We start from the raw sequence: 20,589 nt of genomic DNA, 5'->3' as shown, positions 1-20,589 counted from the left end.
TCCCTGACCGCCTCGCTGGGAGGACAGCGGCCCGGCGGTCAGACGATGGCGTCGATGAGCCCGAACTCCTGTGCCGCCCGAGCGTCGAGGACGAGGTCCCGGTCGAGGTCGTGGTGGATCTGTTCCTCCGTCCGCCCGGTGCTGGCAGCGAGCATTCCTTCGACTTCGCGGCGCTGCCGGACGATCTCGTCGGCGGCGACGATGAGGTCGGGGATCGTCCCCCTGGCGCCTTCGGCATGAGGCTGACGGAGGACGGCGCGGGCGTGTTCGAGCATGGTCCGCTGTCCCGGCTCCCCGGCGGCGAGCAGCACCGCGGCATCGGCGGCGGCCTGGCCCACGCAGGTGGTGGCCACCGGAGAGCCGATGTGGTGCATGGCGTCATAGATCGCGGTCATCGCCGTCAGCGATCCGCCCGGAGAGTTGATGTAGAGGCTGATCGGCAGCTCCCGACTGCTCGCGTCGAGGTGAAGCAGCTGGGCGATGATCGTGTTCGCCACCCCGTCGTCGATTCCGACACCGAGGTAGATGATCCGCTTGCCGAGCAGGTGGGAGTAGACGTCGACGATCTTCTCGCTGCCGCCGGAGCGGTCGACGACATTGGGGATGGTGTACTGGCTCATCGGCTCGCTCCGATCGTTCCGCGCAGATCCGACGGGGACTCGAGGATCCGGTCGATGAGTCCGTACTCACGGGCCGCCTCGGCGGTGAACCATTTGTCACGAAGGGAATCGGCGAAGATCGTGTCATAGGTCTGCCCCGCAGCCTCGGCGAGTCGGCTGAGGACGGAATCGCGGACGTCGCGCAGGTCGCTGCCCTGGAGTTCGATGTCAGCGGCGGCACCGCCGATTCCCGACGATCCCTGGTGGAGGAGGATGCGGGCGTGGGGCAGCGCGAGGCGTCTGCCCGGGGTGCCGAGGCTGAGGACGAACTGCCCCGCCGAGGCGGCCCACCCGAACGCGATCGTGACGACGTCGTTCGGCAGGGTCGCGATCGTGTCGGCGATCGCGTGCATCATCGGCACGGACCCGCCCGGTGAGTTGATCCACAGGTGGATGTCGGACTCGGGGTCTTCGGCGGAGAGGAGGACGAGCCGGGAGATGATCTCCATGCCGTTCTCGTCTCTCAGCTCCCCGTTGAAGACGACGGAGCGGTAGGCGTAGAGCATCCGCTGGGATTCGGGGATCGCGGTCATCGCCGGAGACTCGTCCGCTTCGGAGAACTCCAATGGGCTGGTTGCGGTTCGTGTGTGCATGTCTCAACTCTGCGACCCAGCGACGGCGAACCGAACACGGATCCGCTGGAAGCGGGACCGTGCCGCTGTGAGCAGATGGGCACCGACATCTGCGGCTCCGGCGACCCTTGACTCTTCGACTGGGCGCGGACTTAGGATCGACGGCATGAGCACACAGCGAGATCGGGCCGGTCACCTCATCGAGGCGCACGGTCGCACATTCGCCGCAGAGGCCGCGATCACACTCCGGGACAAACCGGCCCCGCTGTGGCAGCTGCTCGTCCTCAGCCTGCTCCTGTCCACGCGCATCGGCTCCGACATCGCCCTCGCGAGCGCGCGCGAGCTGTTCTCGGCGAAGTGGAGAACGCCGCAGCGTCTGCGCACGAGCACATGGCAGCAGCGCGTCGATGCACTCGGACGCGGCGGATATCGCCGCTATGACGAGAGCACCGCCACCCGTCTGGCCGAGGCCGCCGATCTGCTCATCGACCGATGGGACGGGGACCTGCGGAAGCTGCGCGACGAGGCCGAGGGGAAGCCTCATCGGATTTCGCGGCTCCTGCAGGAATTCACCGGGATCGGTCCGACCGGGGCGTCCATCTTCCTCCGAGAGGTCCAGCAGGTCTGGCCGTCGGTGAGGCCTGCCTTCGACCCTCTCGTTCGCAAGGGCGCGAAGACGGCGGGGCTGCCGGAGCAGGACGAGAAGCTGGCCGCGTTGGTCGACGACGAGGACCTCGCAGGACTCGCGGCCGCGCTCGTGCGTCTCGCCCGAGATCCGGACCTCGCCGCCGACGCGCAGGACTGAGACCTCCGCACAGGCTCGCGTGCTAGCATCGGGGCATCCGGAAAGGGGATGAGATGCTGGCGAATCTGTGGCTGACTCTGCAGCTGCTCGTCGTCGTGCTCTCCGCCGACCTCGACTCGGTCGTCCCCCAGTCCCCCACTCACCTCATCGTCCTCGCTCTCCTCGGCGCAGCCCTGCTGACGCCGATCGCCGCGTGGGCGAGCATGGCGCTGCTGCGCGTGCTGTCGCTGTCGGTGCGACCTCCGTCTCTGCCGGACGCGCGCCGAAGCATCCGCGAATTCCGCATGCCCGAAGAACCGGGCACCCCGGGTACGGCTCTCGCCAGAGCACCCTCATCCGTCGCTCGCCTCATCGGCTGAGCGACGTCTCCGCGCCTCCTCGGCGCTCCTCTGCCTCCGCAGGTCCTCTGACCCGCCAGGCTCCAGGGTCCTCCGCACTGTCACCGTGCCCGTGAGTCCCGATGTCGCAGTCATGTCGATGATCACTCTGCCCCCATCGACCTCTGTGCCGAAACGCCCGACCGAGTGCGTGGCACACCACCTCTGCGAAGGACATCTATGAACATCTACGAATTCCTGCCCATCCGCCTGCTCGTCGAAGCCGCCTATACGGTGGTGACGACGATCAGCTCGTTCCTCGAACCCCTGACCGGCGGCTTCAGCGCGGCCCTGGCCGTCATCGTGCTCACGATCCTCGTCCGGGCCGTTCTCATCCCCGTCGGAGTCTCCCAAGTCAAGGCCGGAATCACCCGCAAACGACTGGCCCCGAAGATCAGCGCGCTGCAGACGAAGTACAAGAAGCAGCCCGAACTCATGCAGCAGAAGCTCATGGAGCTGTACAAGGAGGAGAACGCCTCCCCCTTCGCCGGATGCCTGCCGGTGCTCGCTCAGACACCCGTGCTCATGGCCGTCTACGGTCTGTTCATCCACTCGACGATCAGCGGTCACGCCAACGAGCTTCTCGGACACACGCTCTTCGGACTGCCCCTGAACACGAGCTTTTTCAAACTGCTCGGCGCCGGGGACCTGACCGGGACCGCGATCACGGTCTACCTCGCCCTCGTCGTGTTCATCGCCGTCGTCGCCGGATTCTCCCGCCGCCTGCTCACCCCGGCCGCGCCGGAGACGCCAGCCGCGACTCCGTCTGCCACACGGTCAGGGTCGGACGCACCGACCATGCCCGATCTCTCGGGAGTGATGAAGACTCTGAGCTTCATGCCCTTCCTCACTGCGATCTTCGCTCTCTTCGTGCCCTTGGCCGCCGCGCTCTACCTGGCGACGACGACCACGTGGACACTCTGCGAACGACTTGCCCTCAACCGGGTTCTGGGCGCGAACGAGCCGCAGCCGGCGACGAACACCCGCGTCGCCGGCTGAGCCAGGCGAAAGACGTCTGAGTCATGAATATGAACGAGCCCGGGGCGAAGGATCGGAATCCTTCACCCCCGGGCTCTGATTCAGTGACCGATGCGTGACCGGTGCACGACCGCCTCGGCGATCAGGCGATGACGACCTCCGGTCGGGCCACGGCCTCGACCGAGAGTTCCCCGTCGACGACGGCGGCGCGGATGCGTCCGCCTTCATCGACCGCCTCGGTGACGAGGAGATCGGCGATCCGGTCATCGAGCTCACGCTGGATCACCCGACGCAGCGGACGGGCACCGAACTCGGGTTCGTAGCCCTTCTCGGCGAGCCAGTCGAGGGCATCGGAGTCGACGTCGAGGGAGATCCCCTGCGCCTCGACCCGGGCCCGGCTGGCGGCCAGCTGCTGCTCCACGATGGACCGCAGCTGCTCACGGTCGAGCCGGGAGAACATCACGGTGTCATCGATGCGGTTGATGAATTCGGGGCGCATGAACTCCTTGAGTCGGCCCATGACCTTCGCCTTGAGGTCCTTCTCCGCATCCACAGCGGCACCGGAGCTGAAGCCCAGCGGGTTGCCGGACATGAACTCCGAACCGAGGTTCGACGTCATGATGATGACGGTGTTGCGGAAATCGACCGTGTGGCCCTGACCATCGGTCAGGCGTCCGTCGTCGAGGACCTGCAGCAGCAGGTTGAACGCATCCGGGTGGGCCTTCTCGACCTCGTCGAGGAGGATGACCGAATACGGGCGCCGACGGACCTGCTCGGTCAGCTGCCCGGCCTCGTCATAGCCGACGTAGCCGGGAGGAGCACCGACGAGGCGCGAGACCGTGTGGCGTTCGCCGAATTCGCTCATATCGAAGCGGATCATGGCGGACTCGTCGTCGAACAGGGTCTGTGCCAGCGCCTTGGCCAGTTCGGTCTTGCCGACGCCGGTCGGTCCGAGGAAGAGGAAGCTTCCGATCGGCCGGTCGGGGTCGGCCATTCCGGTCTGGCTGCGGCGGATGGCACGCGAGACCGCTGTCACGGCCTCGTCCTGGCCGACTACCCGGTCGTGGAGGACGTCTTCCATCGTCGCCAGACGAGCCTTCTGGCTCTGCGTCATCCGCGCCGCCGGGATTCCGGTGGCCCGGGAGACGACCTGAGCGATCTCCTGTTCGCCGATGACCGCCTCCGCGGCGGTTGTCGCCGACGCGACCGTCTCCGGGTTCTCGGCGGATTCGATCCGGGTGCTCAGCTCGGTGATCTCGTCGCGCAGACCGCCCGCACGCTCGTAGTCCTCGACCTCGATGGCCGACTTCTTCTCGGCTTCGAGCTCGGAGAGCTTGAGCTTGAGGGCCTCGACGTCGACGCCGGGTCCGCGCGAGAGCGACATCCGAGCACCGGCCTGGTCGACGAGGTCGATGGCCTTGTCCGGCAGGAACCGGTCGGTGATGTAGCGGTTCGACAGTTCCACCGCGGCCCGGATCGCCTCGGGCGTGTAGGTGACCCCGTGGAATTCGGCGTAGCGGTCCGACAGCCCTTCGAGGATCGTCACGGCATCCTCGACGCCGGGCTCACCGACGGTCACCGGCTGGAACCGACGTTCGAGGGCGGAGTCCTTCTCGATCGTCCGGTACTCCTTGAGGGTGGTCGCGCCGATCATGTGCAGATCGCCGCGCGCGAGCCTCGGCTTGAGGATGTTGCCGGCATCCATCGAGTTCGACTCGCCGTTGCCTCCCGCGCCGACGAGGGTGTGGAGTTCGTCGACGAAGACGATCATGTTCCCGTCCTCGGCGATCTCATTGAGCGCCCCGGTCAGCCTCTCCTCGAAGTCACCGCGGTAGCGGGTTCCTGCGAGCATGCCCGGCATGTCGAGGGAGACGATGCGCTTGCCCTGCAGCTGCTTGGGCACCTCGCCGGTGTCGATGGCCTGGGCCAGACCTTCGGCGATCGCGGTCTTGCCGACACCGGCCTCGCCGAGGAGGACGGGATTGTTCTTCGTGCGGCGGGCGAGGATCTCGATGGTCTGTTCGATCTCGTCTGCGCGTCCGATGACGGGGTCGAGGCGCCCCTCGGCAGCGAGCGCGGTGAGATCGGTGCCGTATTTCTGCAGCACCGTTTCCTGGCCCTCGTCACCGTCGGCGCCCTGCCCGGGCTGCACGCCCTGGGCTTCGGCGGCTTCGGCTCCCGCCTGCAGGGCGGCCTGGGTGACACCGGCCTGGGCGAGGATGCGCCCGGCAGGCATCTCCTGGTTGAGCACGAAGGCGAAGAAGATGTGCTCGGGGTCGATGTAGGTCGAGCCGAAGGCACGCGCGACCTGGTAGGAATCGAGCAGCGCCCGCTGGGCCGAACCGGTCAGCGACGGAGAGGACTCCGCCTCGGCGTCGGTGGTCGCCGGCAGGCGCTCCTCGATGCTGTGAGCGATCACCTCGGGATCGGCACTCGCCTGACGCACGGCCGAGATACCAGGTTCGGATTCGACCATGACGCGCAGGATGTGGAGGGCATCGACCTCGGACTGACCGTGCCGACCGGCGAACTCCGCGGCGGCCTCGATGACCTCGTGGCTGCGCTTGCTCAGCAGCCGATTGATGTCGACGGAGCGTCCTCGACGGGCTCCGTGCTGACCCTGGAGGAAGCGCGCGAGGAACTCGTCGAACGAGTCGCCGCCCGACCCTGCGGGTCCATAGAACGTGGCCAAAGCTGACCTCCTCTTTCAAAGTTGAGCGTATACGACTCAATCAACAGGGGGTGGGGCACGGATATTCCCGCGCACTTCCCGCCATCCAGTGACGTGTGAACAACATCACGGCCGATAAATGCATCGAATGCACTTCTGCACTTGATGCAATTTTGCAAGAGGTGCATAATCTTCAGGTGACTTCCGAACCGACCGAATCCCTGCGTGAGCGTCAGACTCGTGAACGCCGTGCGTCCATCCACGCCGCGGCCGTCGAGCTCGTCTTCGAGCATGGGCTCGACGAGGTGACCGTGGCTCGGATCGCAGAAGCCGCGGAGGTCTCCGCCCGCACGTTCTTCAACTATTTCCCCACCAAGGAGATGGCGATCGTCGGACTGACGATCTCCGACGACGTCGCCGCCGATCTGCAGCGGTTCATCGAGGAATTCGAGCCCAGGCGCGAGCGTCTGGTGGAGGATCTCTCCTTCACCATCCGCGCCGCCTTCGAGTTCCTGTTGCCGCGCTCGGCGAACAAGCAGAAGCTGCGTGCGATCCAGGCTCGGCATCCGCAGCTCGGCATGCTCAGCATGGAGACGAAGCGGCATTACTCCGAGCAGATCATCACCGGCATCCGCCGGCGGGTCGAGCGTCGCGGAGTCGCCTTTCCCGACGACGAGACTGCGGCTCGAGGCACGCGGATGCTCGCGCAGCTGTGCAGCATCCCGCTCGAGCATGCTTTCGCTTCCGCGAGATTCGACTCCGAACACGAATTGGACGACGAGCGTGTGGACCAGGCGTTCACCTCCTCGGTCGAGCTGTTCCTGACCCTCTTAGAAAGGTTGAAATGACCACCACCACCGAATCCGCTGCCGCGAAGCAGCACGGCGCTGAGGAGGAGGCCGAGATCGAGACCCCCTCGGTGATCCTGCTGTTCGTCGGCCTGATGCTGGCAATGTTCATGTTCTCGCTCAACCAGACCATGCTGGCCACCGCCCTGCCGACCATCGTCGGCGACCTCGACGGCGTCGACCAGATGCTCTGGGTCTCGACGGCCTTCATGCTGGCGTCGACGATCATGATGCCGATCTACGGCAAACTGGGAGACTCGTTCAACCGCAAGAAGATCTTCATCTTCGCCATCTGCATGTTCATCCTCGGATCGATCGTCGGATTCCTCGCCCACAACATGGCCGTCCTCATCACCGCACGCGTCATTCAGGGGCTCGGCGGCGGCGGCCTCATCATCCTCGCTCAATCCCTCATCGCAGCGGTCGTCCCTGCCCGCAAGCGCGGCCCGTACATGGGCATCATGGGGGCGAACTTCGCGGTCACCTCGGTGGCGGGACCACTGATCGGCGGCTGGATCACCGAGGGTCCCGGCTGGCGCTGGACGTTCGCGCTCAACCTGCCCTTCGGCGTGCTCGCACTCATCGCCGCGGCACTCTTCCTCAAGGTCCCGAAGTCGGACCGGTCGGTCAAGCGCCATGTCGATGTCGCCGGCATGATCCTCATCGCCGAATTCACCTCGGCGCTCATCCTCACCACCTCGTGGGGCGGACATCAGTACGACTGGGACGATCCGATCATCATCGGCCTCATCGCCATCGCGTTCATCAGTGCCGTCGTCTTCGTCTTCGTCGAGAAGGCCGTGGCCGAACCCGTCATCCCGATGTTCGTCTTCCAGGACAAGAACTTCGTCCTCTGTACGATCGCGGGCATGTGCATCGCCATCGGCATGTTCGGCGTCCTGTCCTACATGCCCACGTTCCTGCAGATGGCCCACGGCATCGAGGCGACGAAGGCCGGACTGCTCATGGTGCCCATGATGGCCGTGATGCTCCCGAGCTCCGTCATCGTCGGCTTCATCGTCTCGAAGACGGGACGTTACAAGTGGTACCCGGTGCTCGGCAGCGCGATCGTCGGCGTCGCCCTCTTCCTCATGGGCACCTTCGTCACAGCCGATCAGAACGTGCTCGTCGTCATCGGCTGCCTGTGTGTGCTCGGACTCGGTCTGGGGCTGTCGATGCAGATGCTCGTGCTCATCGTCCAGAACTCGTTCCCGGTGGCGATGGTCGGCACGGCGACGGCGTCGAACAACTTCTTCCGCCAGATCGGCGGCACGCTGGGTATGTCACTGATCGGTTCGCTCTTCACCTCGCGGCTGGCGTCCAACCTCGAGGACGGCATCAAGTCGCTGGGCCCCCAGGGTGCCCAGGCGATGAAGGGCACGGGGTCGAATTCGCTCACCCCCGAGGTGGTCAAGTCACTGCCGGACCCGATCCACTCGATCATCGTCAATGCCTACAGCGATGCGCTGGTGCCGATCTTCCTGTGGGTCTGCCCGCTGGGAATCATCGCCGCCGTCATCCTCATGTTCGTGCGTGAGAAGGCTCTGGCGACGAAGGTCGATGCCGGCGCCCCGGCCGACCACAACCGTGAGGTCGTGGCCACCGACAGCATCGCGATCGTCGAGCAGCCGGGTTCGCTGACTCCCTCGGGCACGAGCTCGGTCACCGATGAGGTCGAGTACGAGCATGCGACGCAGGGGGCCGGAGAATACTCCTTGAAGCCCTCTCGCTCACCCAAGCACTGATCGGCATATCTCAACGCTGATCCGCACATCCCAGTAGAGACAGCGCAGGCCCCGCAACCGCGGGGCCTGCGCTGTCTCTGCGGAGAACTGTCCACGACCGCCGAAACTAGCCCTTCGAGGGCCAGCCGTTGGGCTTGCAGCCCTGCAGACCCTTCGTCTGCTGCTGCATGAGCGGAGCGGTCTTGCCCTGACCGGGGCAGGATTCGTGGCCGTGGCCGAGCGCGTGGCCGACCTCGTGGTTGATCAGATACTGCCGGTACTGGACGATGTCGTCGAACTCATCGGTCGCCGAGACCCAGCGTTTGGCATTGAGGATGACGTTGTTCCCGTTGCGGCAGGACAATTTGCCCAGGGTCCGCAGGGGCAGGCACATCTCGTCGACGGTGTCGGGACTGGCGATCGAGATCATCGCATCCTGGCCCTCGTCGACGAGTTCGATGGACACATCGTCGAGGTCCTGCCAGCCGCGTTCGTCCTGCAGGGTGCTGATGATGAAGTCCCCCGCCTCGTCGACGTCGATGGGCAGATTGCCTTCGACGCGCAGGGCGACCTTGAATGTCTTACCCTCATCGCGATTGGGGCCCGTCTCCTCCTTCGGGCGGTCCCACTTGCCGCTGCCGTGCATGTCGATGTCGTCTTCGCTGACCCCGGCGGCTCCCGCATCGTCGATGTTCGCAGTCTCCGTCGGCGAGGGCGATTCCGTCGGTTCGTCCGACGAGGCGGGGGCGGTGGAAGCGTCGCCGATCGTCTCCGCCGCATGCGGCGTCGGCCGGGTCTCCTCATCGCCGGCGGGTGCGCAGGCGCTCAGCCCGAGAAGCAGGGTCGCCGCAGCGATCGTGGGGACGAGACGGGAGCGAAGACGGAGATGAGTGACCACGTCTGCGAGTCTAGCCGCATTGTCAGAACTCGAGGAGACCTCCGGGTCCGCGCAGCTTCGCGCGCAGCCGGCATTCGCTGCCTTCGACGACCTCAGTGTCGCCCGCACCGAGCACCTCGAGGACTTCCCTCGCCGCGTCGGGCTGCGGGGTTTCCACGCGGAATTCGAGCAGTTCGAGGGTGGGCAGGGCCGCCTCGGCGGGGTGCGTCGATTCTCCCCAGTCGATGAGGAACGGCTGCGCTCCCTCGTGCGGCAGCGGGGAGCGGGAGGTCAGCCGCCATTCGAGCAGCTCCCCCTCGGCGGTTTCCCGGGACATGTCCCTGACCTCGCCGAAGTCGATGCCGGCGGTGTTCGCGGCCGCGATCTTCGCGAGGAACGCCGCCGGATGGATGGCCCAGGTCTGCAGTGTCAGACCCTCGGCGAGGTGGGCGTCGAGCGGCAGCGTCCCGTCGGCCGGCACTTCCTGCTGCGGATCAGGGCCGAGGATCTCGAGGTAGGTGTGCGCGCCGTCGGCCCAACCGGTCGGTGCCAGCCCGAGCAGCGCATTCGCGGTCCCCAGGCCGGGGTGGCGACCGCCGGGGACGGCGCGGACGCCGGTGACGGCTTCGACGGCGGCGATGCCCTCCTCGAGGTCGGGCACGGTGATGATGAGATGGTCGAGTTCGGCGGGAATGTTCAGAGCGTCCATGATCCACCCGGACCTTTCAGTATGGCGTGCAGGGAATCGGTGGCCCCTGCCTCGACTTCGAGGGTAGCGTCCAAGAATCGCAGAACACTGCGAGTCCTGTCGACCTCCGGGGTTTCGGACCCGCCGTCGCGCTCGCCCCTGGTGTCACCCTCGGGCCCGCCTGCGCACTCGGGCCCGAGCGTCCGTGCGGCGTGCGCGACGAGCCCGTCGAAATCGCGGGGACGGATCGCCCACCGCTGCACTGTCGGTGTGGTGGTGCCGCTCAGCCGCGCGGCGGCGAGCGCTGGGTCCTGATCCGGATCGGGGCCGAGGATCTCGAGATAGGTGAGAGCATCGCGGCCGAGCTCCGAGACCCTAAGTCCGAGCAGCGCATTGGCCGTCCCGAGCCTGGGATGTGCTCCACCGGGAATGGGTCGCGCTCCAAGAGCGTTGTGGCATTGCTCAACAGAATCGGCAAGATTCGGTACGGCGACGACCAGATGATCGAAATCGGCAGATGGCGACATGTCTCAATATTAAGCCGAAATTGACGCTCACCGCACCGATCGGCTTAACTCGACTCATGCGCACGAACGGAGCAGATTGTTGAACCATACGACCACGACTCGCCGTGGCATGCTCGGCCTCGGACTCGGGATCGGATCGATCGCTCTCTTCAGTGCCTGCACTCCCACGGACACCGCTCCCCTGGCCGACGGCAGCCCGGAACAGGGTGGAGTGCTCACGTACTTCGAACCGCAGACCTGGACTCTGCTCTACCCGCCGTCGGTCGGCTTCTACCCCAACGGCGGGATCATGAACAACATCTCCGCCCGTCTGCTGTGGCAGGACCCGAAGACCCTGGAGCTTCATCCATGGCTGGCGACCGAGCTGCCCGAGACCAACGCCGATGCCACGAGCTACACGTTCACCCTCCGTCACGGAGTCACCTACTCCGACGGGACCCCGTTGACGCCTGCGAACGTGGCGAAGAACTTCGACCTATACGGCAAGGGCGACGAAGCCCGCACCCTGCCGGTGTCCGAGCAGATCTCGAACTACGAGCGCAGCGAAGTCCTCGATGACCGCCGTGTGCGCTTTCACTTCTCCGCACCCTCCCCCGGGTTCGCGCAGGCGACCTCGACGATGAACGCCGGTCTCCTCTCCGATTCGACCCTCGACCTCGATGCCGAGGGCTTCGGTCCCGGCGGAGCAAAGCAGATCCACACCTGCGGGCCCTTCCACATCACGGACGAGACCATCGGCACGAAGCTCTCGGTCCGCGCCCGCGAGGACTACGACTGGGCTCCCCCGCACCTGAAGCATCAGGGCCGGGCCCACCTCGACGGCATCGACTATCTGACGAACAACGAATACTCGGTGCGCATCGGAGCCGTGCTCTCAGGCCAGGCCGACGGTGTCCGCGACGTCCAGGCCCCCGACGAATCCCGCGTGACCGAACAGGGTCTGCGCCTCTACGCGAAGGCGACGAACGGGATCAACAACAGCATCAACTTCCGGTTCCGCCACGATCTGCTGGCCGACCTCGACGTCCGCCGGGCGCTCATCGCCGCCGTCGACCGGCAGGAGATCGTCGACAAGCTCTTTACCCCGAACTATCCGCTGGCCACGGGCCTGCTCGCCAAGGGGGCGATGGGGTACAAGGATCAGTCGGGTTCGTGGGTCTATGATCCGGCGACCGCGAACCGACTCCTCGACAAGGCGGGCTGGTCGGAACGCAACTCGGCGGGCTATCGCGTCAAGGACGGGCAGCAGCTCTCCCTGACCGTCAACATCGCCCTCCCCCAGCCCCGCTCGAACGAGGTCCAGACCCTCATCCAGCAGCAGCTGCGCCGCGTCGGCGTGCGCCTGTCGATCAACCCCGGCGACCAGTCGAAGCAGACGCTCGACGCCCTCGAACTCGACACCGTGCAGATCTACCATTCGATGGTCGCCCGCGCCGATTTCGACAATCTGCGCTCGAACTACTCCTCGGTCAACCGCGACGTCTTCCTCAACGGCCCCGACCGCACCGATGCCGACGACGACTCCGTCGATCCGAAGGTCGACGAACTCCTCGACACCCTCGCGGCCGAACCCGATGCGAAGAAGCGCCAGACAGCCGCGGAGAGAGTCCAGGACTACCTCGTCGACCAGGCCTACGTGCTGCCGTTCTTCGAAGAGCCGCAGGTCTTCGCCTTCCGCCGCCGCGTCCACGGCTTCACCACCGAACCCGTCGGTCGTCCCGACTTCTACAGCACCTGGCTGGCAGGAGAGAAATGATCCTCGACATCCGCTACCTCGCCCTCCGCCTCGGCCAGGCGATCCTCGTGCTGCTCCTGGCTTTCACTGCGGCGTTCATCCTGCTCAGCCTCATTCCCGGAGACGGCGTCACCGCCCGCTTCGCCGATCCCGCGCTGGGCCTCTCCCCCGACCAGATCGCGCAGATCCGGGAGGCGACCGGCGCCGACGACTCGTGGATCACCCGCTACCTCCTCAGCCTCTCAGGCTTCCTCACCGGAGACTTCGGGTACTCGGTGCAGACCGGTGCCGCCGTGTCGACGATCATCGCCGCGGCCCTGCCCTCAACCGCGGTGCTCGCGGCCTCGGGATTCGTCACCGCCGTCGTGCTCGCCGTCATCATCGCCGTCCTCGCCACCTCCGGCCCGGCCGCCGGTCCGCTGTCATGGATCCGCCGGATCCTCGATTCGGTGCCGAGCCTGTTCATCTCGATCCCCGTGTTCTGGCTCGGGATCCTCCTCATCCAGGTCTTCTCCTTCCAGCTCGGATTCGTCTCCGTCGTCGATCCCGGCCCCGCCGAGGCGCTCGTCCTGCCGACACTGACCGTGGCGGTGCCGCTCTCGGCCCCGATCGCGCAGGTCCTCATCCGCTCGATCACCGAGGTGCAGGCGTCCGGGTTCGTCAAGGTCACCGCCGCGAAGGGCGCCTCCCAGGCGTGGCTGCTCGTCCACACCGTCGCCCGCAACGCGGTGCTGCCGGGACTGACGATCATCGGATTGGTGTTCGGCGAACTCGTCGCCGGCGCCGTGGTCACCGAGACCGTATTCGGCCGCAACGGCATCGGCCTCATCACCGCTCAGGCCGTGACGCACCGGGACAATCCGACCCTGCTCGCCGTCGTCGTGATCGCGACCTTCGGCTACGTCATCATCAACCTCGTCGTCGACCTCCTCTACCCCGTCATCGACGTCCGTCTGCGGACGAAACGCAGCGCCGCCTCGGCGAACAAGGCCCTGCGCACCCACGACGAGGCCACCCGGCGGGCGCTGACGGCATCCGCGGCCAGCGTCGGGGTCGACCTCGACTGGGCCCAGACGCCTGGGGACACCGAAGCGAAGGGCCGCGAATCATGAGACTGACCGACGTCTTCTCCCGCTCCCGGAGCCCACGCCCACAGGGCCGGCGACCCAGGCTGAGCGACTCCGCGATCACCCCGGCCACCGTCGTCTCCGCCCTGATCCTGCTCATCGCCGTCGCATGGGCCCTGTTCCCCGGCCTCTTCACACATTTCGATCCGAACGACGGCGGGGACACCCCGGCCCTGCTGTCGCCGAGCCTCGAGCACTGGTTCGGCACCGATCAGACCGGCCGTGATGCGTTCACCCGAGTCGTCTACGGCGCCTCCCAATCACTGTTGGCTGCGCTCGTGGCCGTCGGGGTCGGGCTCGTCGTCGGCACCGCGATCGGGCTCATCGCCGGCACCCGGAAGGGGTGGCTCGACGATGTGCTCATGCGGCTCATCGATGTGCTCCTCTCGATCCCCGCGATCCTGCTCAGCCTCTCGATCGTCGTCGTCCTCGGCTTCGGCACGATCAACGCGGCCATCGCCGTCGGCGTCACAGCCATCGCCCAGTTCGCCCGCCTCGCCCGCTCGCAGGCCGTACAGATCAACACGAGCGACTTCGTGGCCGCGGCCTACGGTTCCGGAGGCACGTTCGGCTCCGTGCTCGTCCGCCACATCCTCCCGAACTCGATCTCGCCCGTGCTCTCACTGGCGGTGCTGCAGATCGGGTCCGCGATCCTCCAGATCTCCACGCTCGGGTTCCTCGGCTACGGCACCCCGCCGCCGACCCCCGAATGGGGCCTCATCATCGCCGAGGGCCGCAACTTCGTCGCCACCGCATGGTGGCTGACCGTGTTCCCCGGCATCGTGGTCATGGCGATCGTGCTCGCCACCCACCAGATCGGCAACACCCTGCGAAAGGTGACATCATGACCGAGTCCCCGCTGCTGCGCATCGACGGGCTCACCGTCGACTACTCCCGCCGAGGCGGCCCCTCGACTCCGGCCGTGAGCGAGCTCGATCTCGTGGTCCGTCCCGGTTCGATGACCGCCGTGGTCGGCGAATCCGGGTCGGGGAAGTCGACGACGGCCAACGCCGTCATCGGCCTCCTCCCCTCCTCCGCGCAGGTCACGGCCGGGCGGATCCACCTCGGCGATGTCGACCTCTCGCGCCTCGGCGTCGCCGGCTGGCGCGGGGTCCGCGGAGCCCAGATCGGGTACGCCCCGCAGGACCCGGGAGCCTCGCTCAATCCGCTGCAGACCGTCGGGAAGTCCGTGGCCGAAGCGCTGCGCATCCACCGCCGGGCCGGGCGGGCCGAGGCGCGCAGGCAGGTCATCGAACTGCTCGAACGGGTCGGCATCGACCAGGCGGAGAAGCGGGCCGACCAGTTCCCGCACGAACTCGCCGGAGGCATGCGCCAACGTGTGCTCATCGCCGCCGCCATCGCGCTGCGCCCGCGCCTGCTCATCGCCGACGAACCGACCTCGGCCCTCGATGTGACCGTGCAGAAGCAGGTGCTCGACCTCCTCGACGAACTGCGCGCGGAGACCGGGATGGGCATCCTCTTCATCACCCACGATCTCGCCGTCGCCGGCGAACGCGCCGACGAACTGCTGGTCATGCAGGCAGGCCGCGTCGTCGAATCGGGACGGGCCGACCGCATCTTCTCCCACCCGGAGACCGAGTACACCTCGCGGCTGCTCGCCGACGCTCCGGCGCTGCGGACGAAGGTGCGCAGGCAGACCCTCGCCGAGGCGGCCGACACTTCCGTGCGCCCGTTCGTGTCCGTCGACTCGCTCACCCAGGTCTTCGACCGCACCGGCGACCAGGTCATCGGCGTCGAGGACGTCTCCTTCACCGTCGACCGCGGCACCACGCACGGCATCGTCGGCGAATCGGGGTCGGGCAAGACGACGACGGGGAAGGCGCTGGCCGGTTTCCTCAGCCCCCAGTCGGGTCAGCTGCGCATCGGCGACGTCGATGCCGCCGACTTCGGTCGCTCGGGACGGGAGCGGGCGCGGCTGCGTCAGTTCCGCCGCACCGTCCAGCTCGTGCACCAGAACCCGTTCTCGGCGCTCGACCCGAAGCATTCGATCCGCTCGACCCTGACCGAACCGCTGCGCAACTTCCGCATCGGCGACCGCTCGAGCAGGCCCCGCCTCGTCGCCGAGATCATGGACCGGGTGGCGCTGCCGCAGGACTTCCTCGAGCGGCGACCGGCCGAACTCTCCGGCGGACAGCTGCAGCGGGTGGCGATCGCCCGTGCCCTCATCGTCGAACCCGAACTCGTCGTCTTCGACGAGGCGGTGTCGGCCCTCGACGTCACGGTGCAGGCACAGATCCTCACCCTCCTGGACCAGCTCCAGCGGGAGTCCGACCTGACGTATGTGTTCATCACCCACGATCTCGCCGTGGTCCGGCAGATCGCTGATACGGTGTCCGTGATGTCGCGCGGACACCTCGTCGAGTCCGGTGGGACCGAGCAGATCTTCGCTCACCCCGCCACCGAGTACACGCGTGCCCTCCTCGATGCGATACCGACCCCGGTCGCGCTCTCGGCCGGCGCACAAGAGACCGGTTCGCGACCCTCATCCCCGACACTGCTGACCACAGCAGCAGAAAGCTGAGACACATGACAGGCTCCACCAGCGACCAGAGAACGACCGGACCGAAGCTCGGGTTCTTCACCCGCCTGCTCGAGGACGCATCGGCTGCCCAGCGCTACCGCTTCGCCCTCGAACAGATCGAGGCGGCCGAACGCGTCGGCTTCCATTCCGCGTGGATCGCCCAGCACCACTTCTCTGCGGCCGAGGGCGGCCTGCCCTCACCCTTGGTCTTCCTCTCCCATGCCGCTGCCCGCACCTCCCGGATCCGATTGGGCACGGCGATCATCACCCTGCCGATGGAGAACGCGGTGCGCGTGGCCGAGGATGCCGCGGTCACCGATATCCTCTCCGATGGTCGCCTCGAGATCGGTCTCGGTTCGGGCGGGAACCCGAAGTCGTTCCCCGCGTTCGGCACGGCCTTCGAGGACCGCCGCGAGGTCTTCGCCGACAATCTCGACACTCTGCGCACCCTCCTGTCAGGTCAGGAGCTGCCGACCGAGCATCTCCTCTACCCCGGACCGGACTCCGCCCCCGGCGATGGCACCGCCGCGGCGACGGGCCTGGCCGACCGGCTGTGGCAGGCGACGTTCTCCTCACGTGGGGCCGGAGCGGCCGGCGCCGCAGGCGACGGGCTCATGCTCTCGCGCACCCAGCCCAGGCCGGAAGAGAACACGGGTGCCAGCCTCGACGAGGTGCAGCTGCCCGTCATCGACACCTACCTCTCCCAGCTGCCCGCGGGCACCACACCGCGGATCCTCGCCTCCCGCACCGCGGTGGTCGCCGATGCTGAGGATCTGCCCAGACTGCGTGAGATCACCGAACCAGCTCTGCGTGCCGAGGCCGACCGTCTCGTCGGCTATGACACCTCGGGGCTGAGCCTCGACGAACTCCTCATCGCCACCGACACATATCTCGGCACCCCCGAACAGGTCATCGACCGACTGTCAGGTGATCGCGTCCTCGACCGCGTCACCGATGTCAGCTTCCAGGTCCATTCGGTGCCCGCGACGAACGAGACCGCCCTGCGTTCGATCGAACTGCTGGCCACCGAGGTCGCCCCCGCACTCGGTCTGAGTGTGGACGCGGAGCGGGTGGTCTGAGATGCCTGACATCATCAATGCCCTGGCCGGGATCACGGCGGGAGATCCCCTCGATCAGCTCCGCGATCACCGCGCGCAGGCCAAGGAGAATGCCCAGCTGAGCTTCGAAGCTCTTCTCGAACCCGAGGATCCGCGGGGTGTGTCCTACCGGGAGCGTTATGCGGTGGCCGCGTTCACCGCCGGGCTGCTCGGTTCGGACAGCGCCGAGGAGTTCTACCGTGATCTGCTCCGGGATGAGGATGAGGCCGCCTCTTGGTCGGTCGCGGAACTCCTCGACGAGGCGGTGCTCGCGCTCGATTCGCGTGCCGAGGTGCGCGGACCCTATGGGATCTTCGAATCCGCGGCGCTGTCGGCGGAGAATGTGCCCGGTCCGTGGTTCACCGCCGACGCACAGTCACAAGAGACGTTGGGGGCCCGGCTCATCGCGGGACTCGAGTTCGCTCATCTCCTCGCGCTCCATCCGCGGGATTCGCGGCCGGCGCACCTCGCCCTGCTGCTCGAGGCCGGATGGGACGAGGACGGCATCGTCACCCTCGCCCAGCTCGTGTCCTTCCTCAACTTCCAGATCCGCATCAGCACCGGACTGGCGGCACTCGCCCACGCGCCGACGGCGACCGGTGCCCCGGTCCCGGACTCCCCGCCACGGGAACCCGACGATGGGGGCACGGACGGTGCGGCCGCCTCGGCGCGGGAAGCCGACGCCCTGACCGCTGTCGGGGATCGGGTGAACACATACCCCGAACTCAAGCGCCCCGAACTCTTCCAGCAGTCCGGGCTCGGGTGGGTGCCGTGGATCGCCCCGGACGCCGAGGCGGATCTCACGGAAGTTCAGCGGGAGGCGTTCATCGAGGCGGGGCGGGCGAAGAACCCGTACTTCCGGCTGCTGGCCCGGGATCCGGCGGCCCTGCGGGCGCGGACGCTGACGGATCTCGACATCTTCTTCAACACCACCGACGGTCTCGGACGGGCCGAACGCGAACTCGCGGCGACGGCGGCCTCACGGCTCAACGGGTGCCTGTTCTGCGCCTCGATCCACTCGGATCGGGCCACGGAAGAATCGGGTCGGCGCGACACCGTGCAGGTCCTCCTCGATGAGGGAGTCGCCGGTCGCCTCGGCGATCCTGTGTGGGATGCCGTCGTCGAGGCCTCGGTCGCGCTGACGCTGACTCCGCACGCGTTCGGACCCGCGCATGTGAGCTCACTGCGGGAGGCCGGTCTCGAGGACGGCGATATCGTCGATGCTCTCAACTGTGCGGCGTTCTTCAACTGGGCGAACCGGCTGATGCTCTCGCTCGGGGAACCGGAACAGCTGGCGCCGGGGAAGTGACTTCCCCGGCGCCGGCGGTCCCACGGACGTGCCTCGTTTCAGGCGACGTCCATGAGTGCTGAGCGGATGATGAAGCGGTTGCCCGTCGGCGATTCGACGCTGAAGCCGCTGCCGCGTCCGGGCACCACATCGATGGTCAGATGCGTGTGCTTCCAGTACTCGAACTGCTCGGTCGACATCCAGAAGTCCAGACCGGCCTTCTCGGTGTCGTCGATGGGCAGTTCGAAGTGGCCCAGCAGAACATCGGCCTCCGAGGTGAGGAAGTCGCCCTCGGGGAAGCACATCGGCGACGACCCGTCACAGCAGCCGCCGGACTGGTGGAACATCAGCTGTCCGTGCTTGTCGACGAGGTTGGTCAGCAGGTCGACGGTGGCCTGAGTCATCGCCACCCGCGATTTCTCTTCGCCCTCGATCGTCGGGGTCGACTCGAGTGCGGCTGTTTCGGTGGTATCGCTCATCAGAAGAATCCTTGTGCATTTTCGGAGTAGCTGACCAGCAGGTTCTTCGTCTGCTGGTAGTGGTCGAGCATCATCAGGTGGTTCTCCCGTCCGATGCCCGAGGACTTGTAGCCGCCGAACGCCGCGTGTGCGGGGTAGGCGTGGTAGTTGTTCACCCAGACGCGACCGGCTTGGATGTCGCGGCCGGCGCGGTAGGCGGTGTTGCCGTTGCGGGCCCAGACTCCGGCGCCGAGGCCGTAGAGGGTGTCGTTGGCCGTGGAGATCGCATCGTCGTAGTCGGTGAACGAGGTGAGTGCGACGACGGGTCCGAAGATCTCCTCTTGGAAGATGCGCATCGTGTTCGTGCCCTTGAAGATCGTGGGCTGGATGTAATATCCGCCGGCGAGGTCGCCGTCGAGTTCGGCTTTGTCGCCGCCGATGAGCACTTCGGCGCCTTCGTCCTTGCCGATCTTGAGGTAGGACATGATCTTCTCGTACTGGTCGTTCGAGGCCTGCGCACCGACCTGGGTGTCGGTGTCGAGCGGGTTGCCCTGTTTGACGGCGCGGACGCGTTCGATGCCGGCGGCGACGAAGTCATCGAAGATCGATTCCTGGACGAGTGCACGGGACGGGCAGGTGCAGACCTCACCCTGGTTGAGGGCGAACATCGCGAAGCCTTCGAGTGCTTTGTCGCGGTAGCTGTCGTCGGCGGCGAGGACGTCGTCGAAGAAGATGTTCGGTGACTTGCCGCCGAGTTCGAGGGTCACGGGGATGATGTTCTGCGAGGCGTACTGCATGATCAGGCGCCCGGTCGTGGTCTCACCGGTGAACGCGATCTTGCGGATGCGCTTGTTCGAGGCCAGCGGTTTGCCCGCTTCGACGCCGAAGCCGTTGATGATGTTGAGGACTCCGGGCGGCAGCAGGTCGCCGATGAGTTCGGCGAGGACGAGGATCGATGCCGGGGTCTGTTCGGCGGGTTTGAGGACGACGCAGTTGCCGGCGGCGAGCGCCGGGGCGAGTTTCCACGTGGCCATGAGCAGGGGGAAGTTCCAGGGAATGATCTGTCCGACGACGCCGAGGGGTTCGTGGAAGTGGTAGGCGACGGTGTCGTCGTCGATCTGCGAGATGCCGCCTTCCTGCGCCCGGATCGCGGAGGCGAAGTAGCGGAAGTGATCGACGGCCAGCGGCAGGTCGGCAGCCAGGGGTTCGCGGATGCCCTTGCCGTTGTCCCAGGTCTCGGCGACGGCGAGCATCTCGAGGTTGGATTCGATGCGGTCGGCGATCTTGAGCAGAATGTTCGCGCGTTCCGTTGCCGACGTCTTCCCCCAAGTCGGCGCGGCGGCCCAGGCGGCGTCGAGGGCGGTTTCGACATCGTCGGCTGTAGAGCTGGGGATCTCGGTGAAGACCTGCCCGGTCACGGGAGTGATGTTCTCGAAGTAGTTGCCGTCTTTCGGAGGCACCCACTCCCCGCCGATAAAGTTCTCGTAGCGGGGCTTGAACGTGACGAGCGAACCGTCGGTACCGGGTGCTGAGTAGACTGCCATGACACTCCTTCGTGTGAGTCCATCCACTCCGTCTCACGTGCGGTTTCGCACGCTGCGCCGGGTCTCTGACAT

19 protein-coding genes are annotated in these 20,589 nt (G+C 66.7%); 11 read left to right on the top strand and 8 right to left on the bottom strand.

Annotation, left to right across the window (positions count from 1 at the left end; all coding sequences use genetic code 11):
* Positions 1-38 precede the first annotated feature (38 nt).
* A complete protein-coding gene (locus J9314_RS04920; protein WP_181274611.1) occupies positions 39-620 on the bottom strand; it encodes a ClpP family protease in 582 nt (193 codons plus the stop codon).
* On the bottom strand, positions 617-1,252 hold the full coding sequence (locus J9314_RS04915) for a ClpP family protease (RefSeq protein ID WP_181274610.1): 636 nt from the start codon (positions 1,250-1,252) through the stop codon (positions 617-619). Before J9314_RS04915 ends, J9314_RS04920 begins: the two co-directional genes overlap by 4 nt.
* Before the next feature lie 145 nt (positions 1,253-1,397).
* On the opposite strand from J9314_RS04915, the gene J9314_RS04910 reads away from it, so the two are divergent.
* The 3 genes from J9314_RS04910 to J9314_RS04900 all read left to right on the top strand — a co-directional run bounded on the left by J9314_RS04910 (position 1,398) and on the right by J9314_RS04900 (position 3,412).
* Positions 1,398-2,036 (top strand): endonuclease, encoded by a 639-nt coding sequence (locus tag J9314_RS04910; RefSeq protein WP_210604804.1) that lies wholly within the window; start codon positions 1,398-1,400, stop codon positions 2,034-2,036.
* 53 nt (positions 2,037-2,089) lie between these two features.
* A complete protein-coding gene (locus J9314_RS04905) occupies positions 2,090-2,395 on the top strand; it encodes a hypothetical protein (RefSeq protein ID WP_166970185.1) in 306 nt (101 codons plus the stop codon).
* Between the two features lie 198 nt (positions 2,396-2,593).
* Complete coding sequence (locus tag J9314_RS04900) at positions 2,594-3,412, top strand: YidC/Oxa1 family membrane protein insertase (protein WP_210604803.1); 819 nt, start codon at positions 2,594-2,596, stop codon at positions 3,410-3,412.
* Between the two features lie 121 nt (positions 3,413-3,533).
* On the opposite strand, the gene J9314_RS04895 is transcribed toward J9314_RS04900, so the two are convergent.
* A complete protein-coding gene (locus J9314_RS04895; RefSeq protein WP_210604802.1) occupies positions 3,534-6,083 on the bottom strand; it encodes an ATP-dependent Clp protease ATP-binding subunit in 2,550 nt (849 codons plus the stop codon).
* A 95-nt stretch (positions 6,084-6,178) separates the two neighbouring features.
* Here J9314_RS04895 and J9314_RS04890 point away from each other — a divergent pair, with 95 nt between their 5' ends.
* Positions 6,179-6,910, top strand: coding sequence for a TetR/AcrR family transcriptional regulator (locus J9314_RS04890; protein ID WP_210604801.1), 732 nt, complete (start codon positions 6,179-6,181; stop codon positions 6,908-6,910).
* Positions 6,907-8,655 carry a DHA2 family efflux MFS transporter permease subunit gene (locus tag J9314_RS04885; protein ID WP_181274605.1) on the top strand — a complete coding sequence of 583 codons (1,749 nt, stop codon included), beginning with the start codon at positions 6,907-6,909 and terminating at the stop codon, positions 8,653-8,655. The genes J9314_RS04890 and J9314_RS04885 overlap by 4 nt, the downstream gene beginning before the upstream one ends.
* Before the next feature lie 106 nt (positions 8,656-8,761).
* Here the strand turns inward: J9314_RS04885 and J9314_RS04880 are convergent, their stop codons facing one another.
* The 3 genes from J9314_RS04880 to J9314_RS04870 are packed head-to-tail and all read right to left on the bottom strand — an operon-like array spanning position 8,762 to position 10,726.
* On the bottom strand, positions 8,762-9,532 hold the full coding sequence (locus tag J9314_RS04880; RefSeq protein ID WP_246490617.1) for a DUF3152 domain-containing protein: 771 nt from the start codon (positions 9,530-9,532) through the stop codon (positions 8,762-8,764).
* A gap of 22 nt (positions 9,533-9,554) precedes the next feature.
* Positions 9,555-10,220 carry a VOC family protein gene (locus J9314_RS04875; RefSeq protein ID WP_210604800.1) on the bottom strand — a complete coding sequence of 222 codons (666 nt, stop codon included), beginning with the start codon at positions 10,218-10,220 and terminating at the stop codon, positions 9,555-9,557.
* Positions 10,208-10,726: a VOC family protein gene (locus J9314_RS04870; RefSeq protein WP_210604799.1), complete on the bottom strand. Its 519-nt coding sequence runs from the start codon at positions 10,724-10,726 to the stop codon at positions 10,208-10,210. Before J9314_RS04870 ends, J9314_RS04875 begins: the two co-directional genes overlap by 13 nt.
* 109 nt (positions 10,727-10,835) lie before the next feature.
* Between J9314_RS04870 and J9314_RS04865 the strand changes: the two genes are divergently transcribed.
* From J9314_RS04865 to J9314_RS04840, 6 genes are read left to right on the top strand one after another with little or no spacing between them, the layout of a single operon-like run.
* Positions 10,836-12,482: a TIGR04028 family ABC transporter substrate-binding protein gene (locus tag J9314_RS04865; protein WP_210605531.1), complete on the top strand. Its 1,647-nt coding sequence runs from the start codon at positions 10,836-10,838 to the stop codon at positions 12,480-12,482.
* Entirely contained in the window at positions 12,479-13,573 is a 1,095-nt protein-coding gene (locus J9314_RS04860; RefSeq protein ID WP_210604798.1) for an ABC transporter permease, read from the top strand. Before J9314_RS04865 ends, J9314_RS04860 begins: the two co-directional genes overlap by 4 nt.
* Complete coding sequence (locus J9314_RS04855) at positions 13,570-14,436, top strand: ABC transporter permease (protein ID WP_210604797.1); 867 nt, start codon at positions 13,570-13,572, stop codon at positions 14,434-14,436. Before J9314_RS04860 ends, J9314_RS04855 begins: the two co-directional genes overlap by 4 nt.
* Positions 14,433-16,130 carry a dipeptide ABC transporter ATP-binding protein gene (locus tag J9314_RS04850; RefSeq protein ID WP_210604796.1) on the top strand — a complete coding sequence of 566 codons (1,698 nt, stop codon included), beginning with the start codon at positions 14,433-14,435 and terminating at the stop codon, positions 16,128-16,130. Before J9314_RS04855 ends, J9314_RS04850 begins: the two co-directional genes overlap by 4 nt.
* Positions 16,131-16,135: 5 nt before the next feature.
* Complete coding sequence (locus tag J9314_RS04845) at positions 16,136-17,209, top strand: putative FMN-dependent luciferase-like monooxygenase (protein ID WP_210604795.1); 1,074 nt, start codon at positions 16,136-16,138, stop codon at positions 17,207-17,209.
* Between the two features lies 1 nt (position 17,210).
* On the top strand, positions 17,211-18,536 hold the full coding sequence (locus tag J9314_RS04840; RefSeq protein WP_210604794.1) for an alkylhydroperoxidase domain protein: 1,326 nt from the start codon (positions 17,211-17,213) through the stop codon (positions 18,534-18,536).
* Between the two features lie 38 nt (positions 18,537-18,574).
* On the opposite strand, the gene J9314_RS04835 is transcribed toward J9314_RS04840, so the two are convergent.
* Both J9314_RS04835 and exaC read right to left on the bottom strand, forming a co-directional pair.
* Positions 18,575-18,994: a DUF779 domain-containing protein gene (locus J9314_RS04835; protein WP_210604793.1), complete on the bottom strand. Its 420-nt coding sequence runs from the start codon at positions 18,992-18,994 to the stop codon at positions 18,575-18,577.
* On the bottom strand, positions 18,994-20,517 hold the full coding sequence (gene exaC / locus J9314_RS04830; RefSeq protein ID WP_210604792.1) for an acetaldehyde dehydrogenase ExaC: 1,524 nt from the start codon (positions 20,515-20,517) through the stop codon (positions 18,994-18,996). Before exaC ends, J9314_RS04835 begins: the two co-directional genes overlap by 1 nt.
* Positions 20,518-20,589: the final 72 nt, after the last annotated feature.

Origin of the sequence: Brevibacterium oceani (assembly GCF_017948325.1) — a bacterium.
GTDB lineage: Bacteria > Actinomycetota > Actinomycetes > Actinomycetales > Brevibacteriaceae > Brevibacterium > Brevibacterium oceani.
This window is presented reverse-complemented; position numbering and strand designations above follow the sequence as displayed.

Bases quoted from the DNA above. Each gene is read 5' to 3' on its own strand.
- J9314_RS04900 (WP_210604803.1), top strand. From the start codon at position 2,594: ATGAACATCTACGAATTCCTGCCCATCCGCCTGCTCGTCGAAGCCGCC.
- J9314_RS04870 (WP_210604799.1), bottom strand. From the start codon at position 10,726: ATGTCGCCATCTGCCGATTTCGATCATCTGGTCGTCGCCGTACCGAAT.
- J9314_RS04865 (WP_210605531.1), top strand. From the start codon at position 10,836: ATGCTCGGCCTCGGACTCGGGATCGGATCGATCGCTCTCTTCAGTGCC.
- J9314_RS04850 (WP_210604796.1), top strand. From the start codon at position 14,433: ATGACCGAGTCCCCGCTGCTGCGCATCGACGGGCTCACCGTCGACTAC.
- J9314_RS04885 (WP_181274605.1), top strand. From the start codon at position 6,907: ATGACCACCACCACCGAATCCGCTGCCGCGAAGCAGCACGGCGCTGAG.
- J9314_RS04910 (WP_210604804.1), top strand. From the start codon at position 1,398: ATGAGCACACAGCGAGATCGGGCCGGTCACCTCATCGAGGCGCACGGT.
- J9314_RS04920 (WP_181274611.1), bottom strand. From the start codon at position 620: ATGAGCCAGTACACCATCCCCAATGTCGTCGACCGCTCCGGCGGCAGC.
- J9314_RS04860 (WP_210604798.1), top strand. From the start codon at position 12,479: ATGATCCTCGACATCCGCTACCTCGCCCTCCGCCTCGGCCAGGCGATC.
- J9314_RS04835 (WP_210604793.1), bottom strand. From the start codon at position 18,994: ATGAGCGATACCACCGAAACAGCCGCACTCGAGTCGACCCCGACGATC.
- J9314_RS04855 (WP_210604797.1), top strand. From the start codon at position 13,570: ATGAGACTGACCGACGTCTTCTCCCGCTCCCGGAGCCCACGCCCACAG.
- J9314_RS04905 (WP_166970185.1), top strand. From the start codon at position 2,090: ATGCTGGCGAATCTGTGGCTGACTCTGCAGCTGCTCGTCGTCGTGCTC.
- exaC (WP_210604792.1), bottom strand. From the start codon at position 20,517: ATGGCAGTCTACTCAGCACCCGGTACCGACGGTTCGCTCGTCACGTTC.
- J9314_RS04915 (WP_181274610.1), bottom strand. From the start codon at position 1,252: ATGCACACACGAACCGCAACCAGCCCATTGGAGTTCTCCGAAGCGGAC.
- J9314_RS04845 (WP_210604795.1), top strand. From the start codon at position 16,136: ATGACAGGCTCCACCAGCGACCAGAGAACGACCGGACCGAAGCTCGGG.
- J9314_RS04840 (WP_210604794.1), top strand. From the start codon at position 17,211: ATGCCTGACATCATCAATGCCCTGGCCGGGATCACGGCGGGAGATCCC.
- J9314_RS04875 (WP_210604800.1), bottom strand. From the start codon at position 10,220: ATGGACGCTCTGAACATTCCCGCCGAACTCGACCATCTCATCATCACC.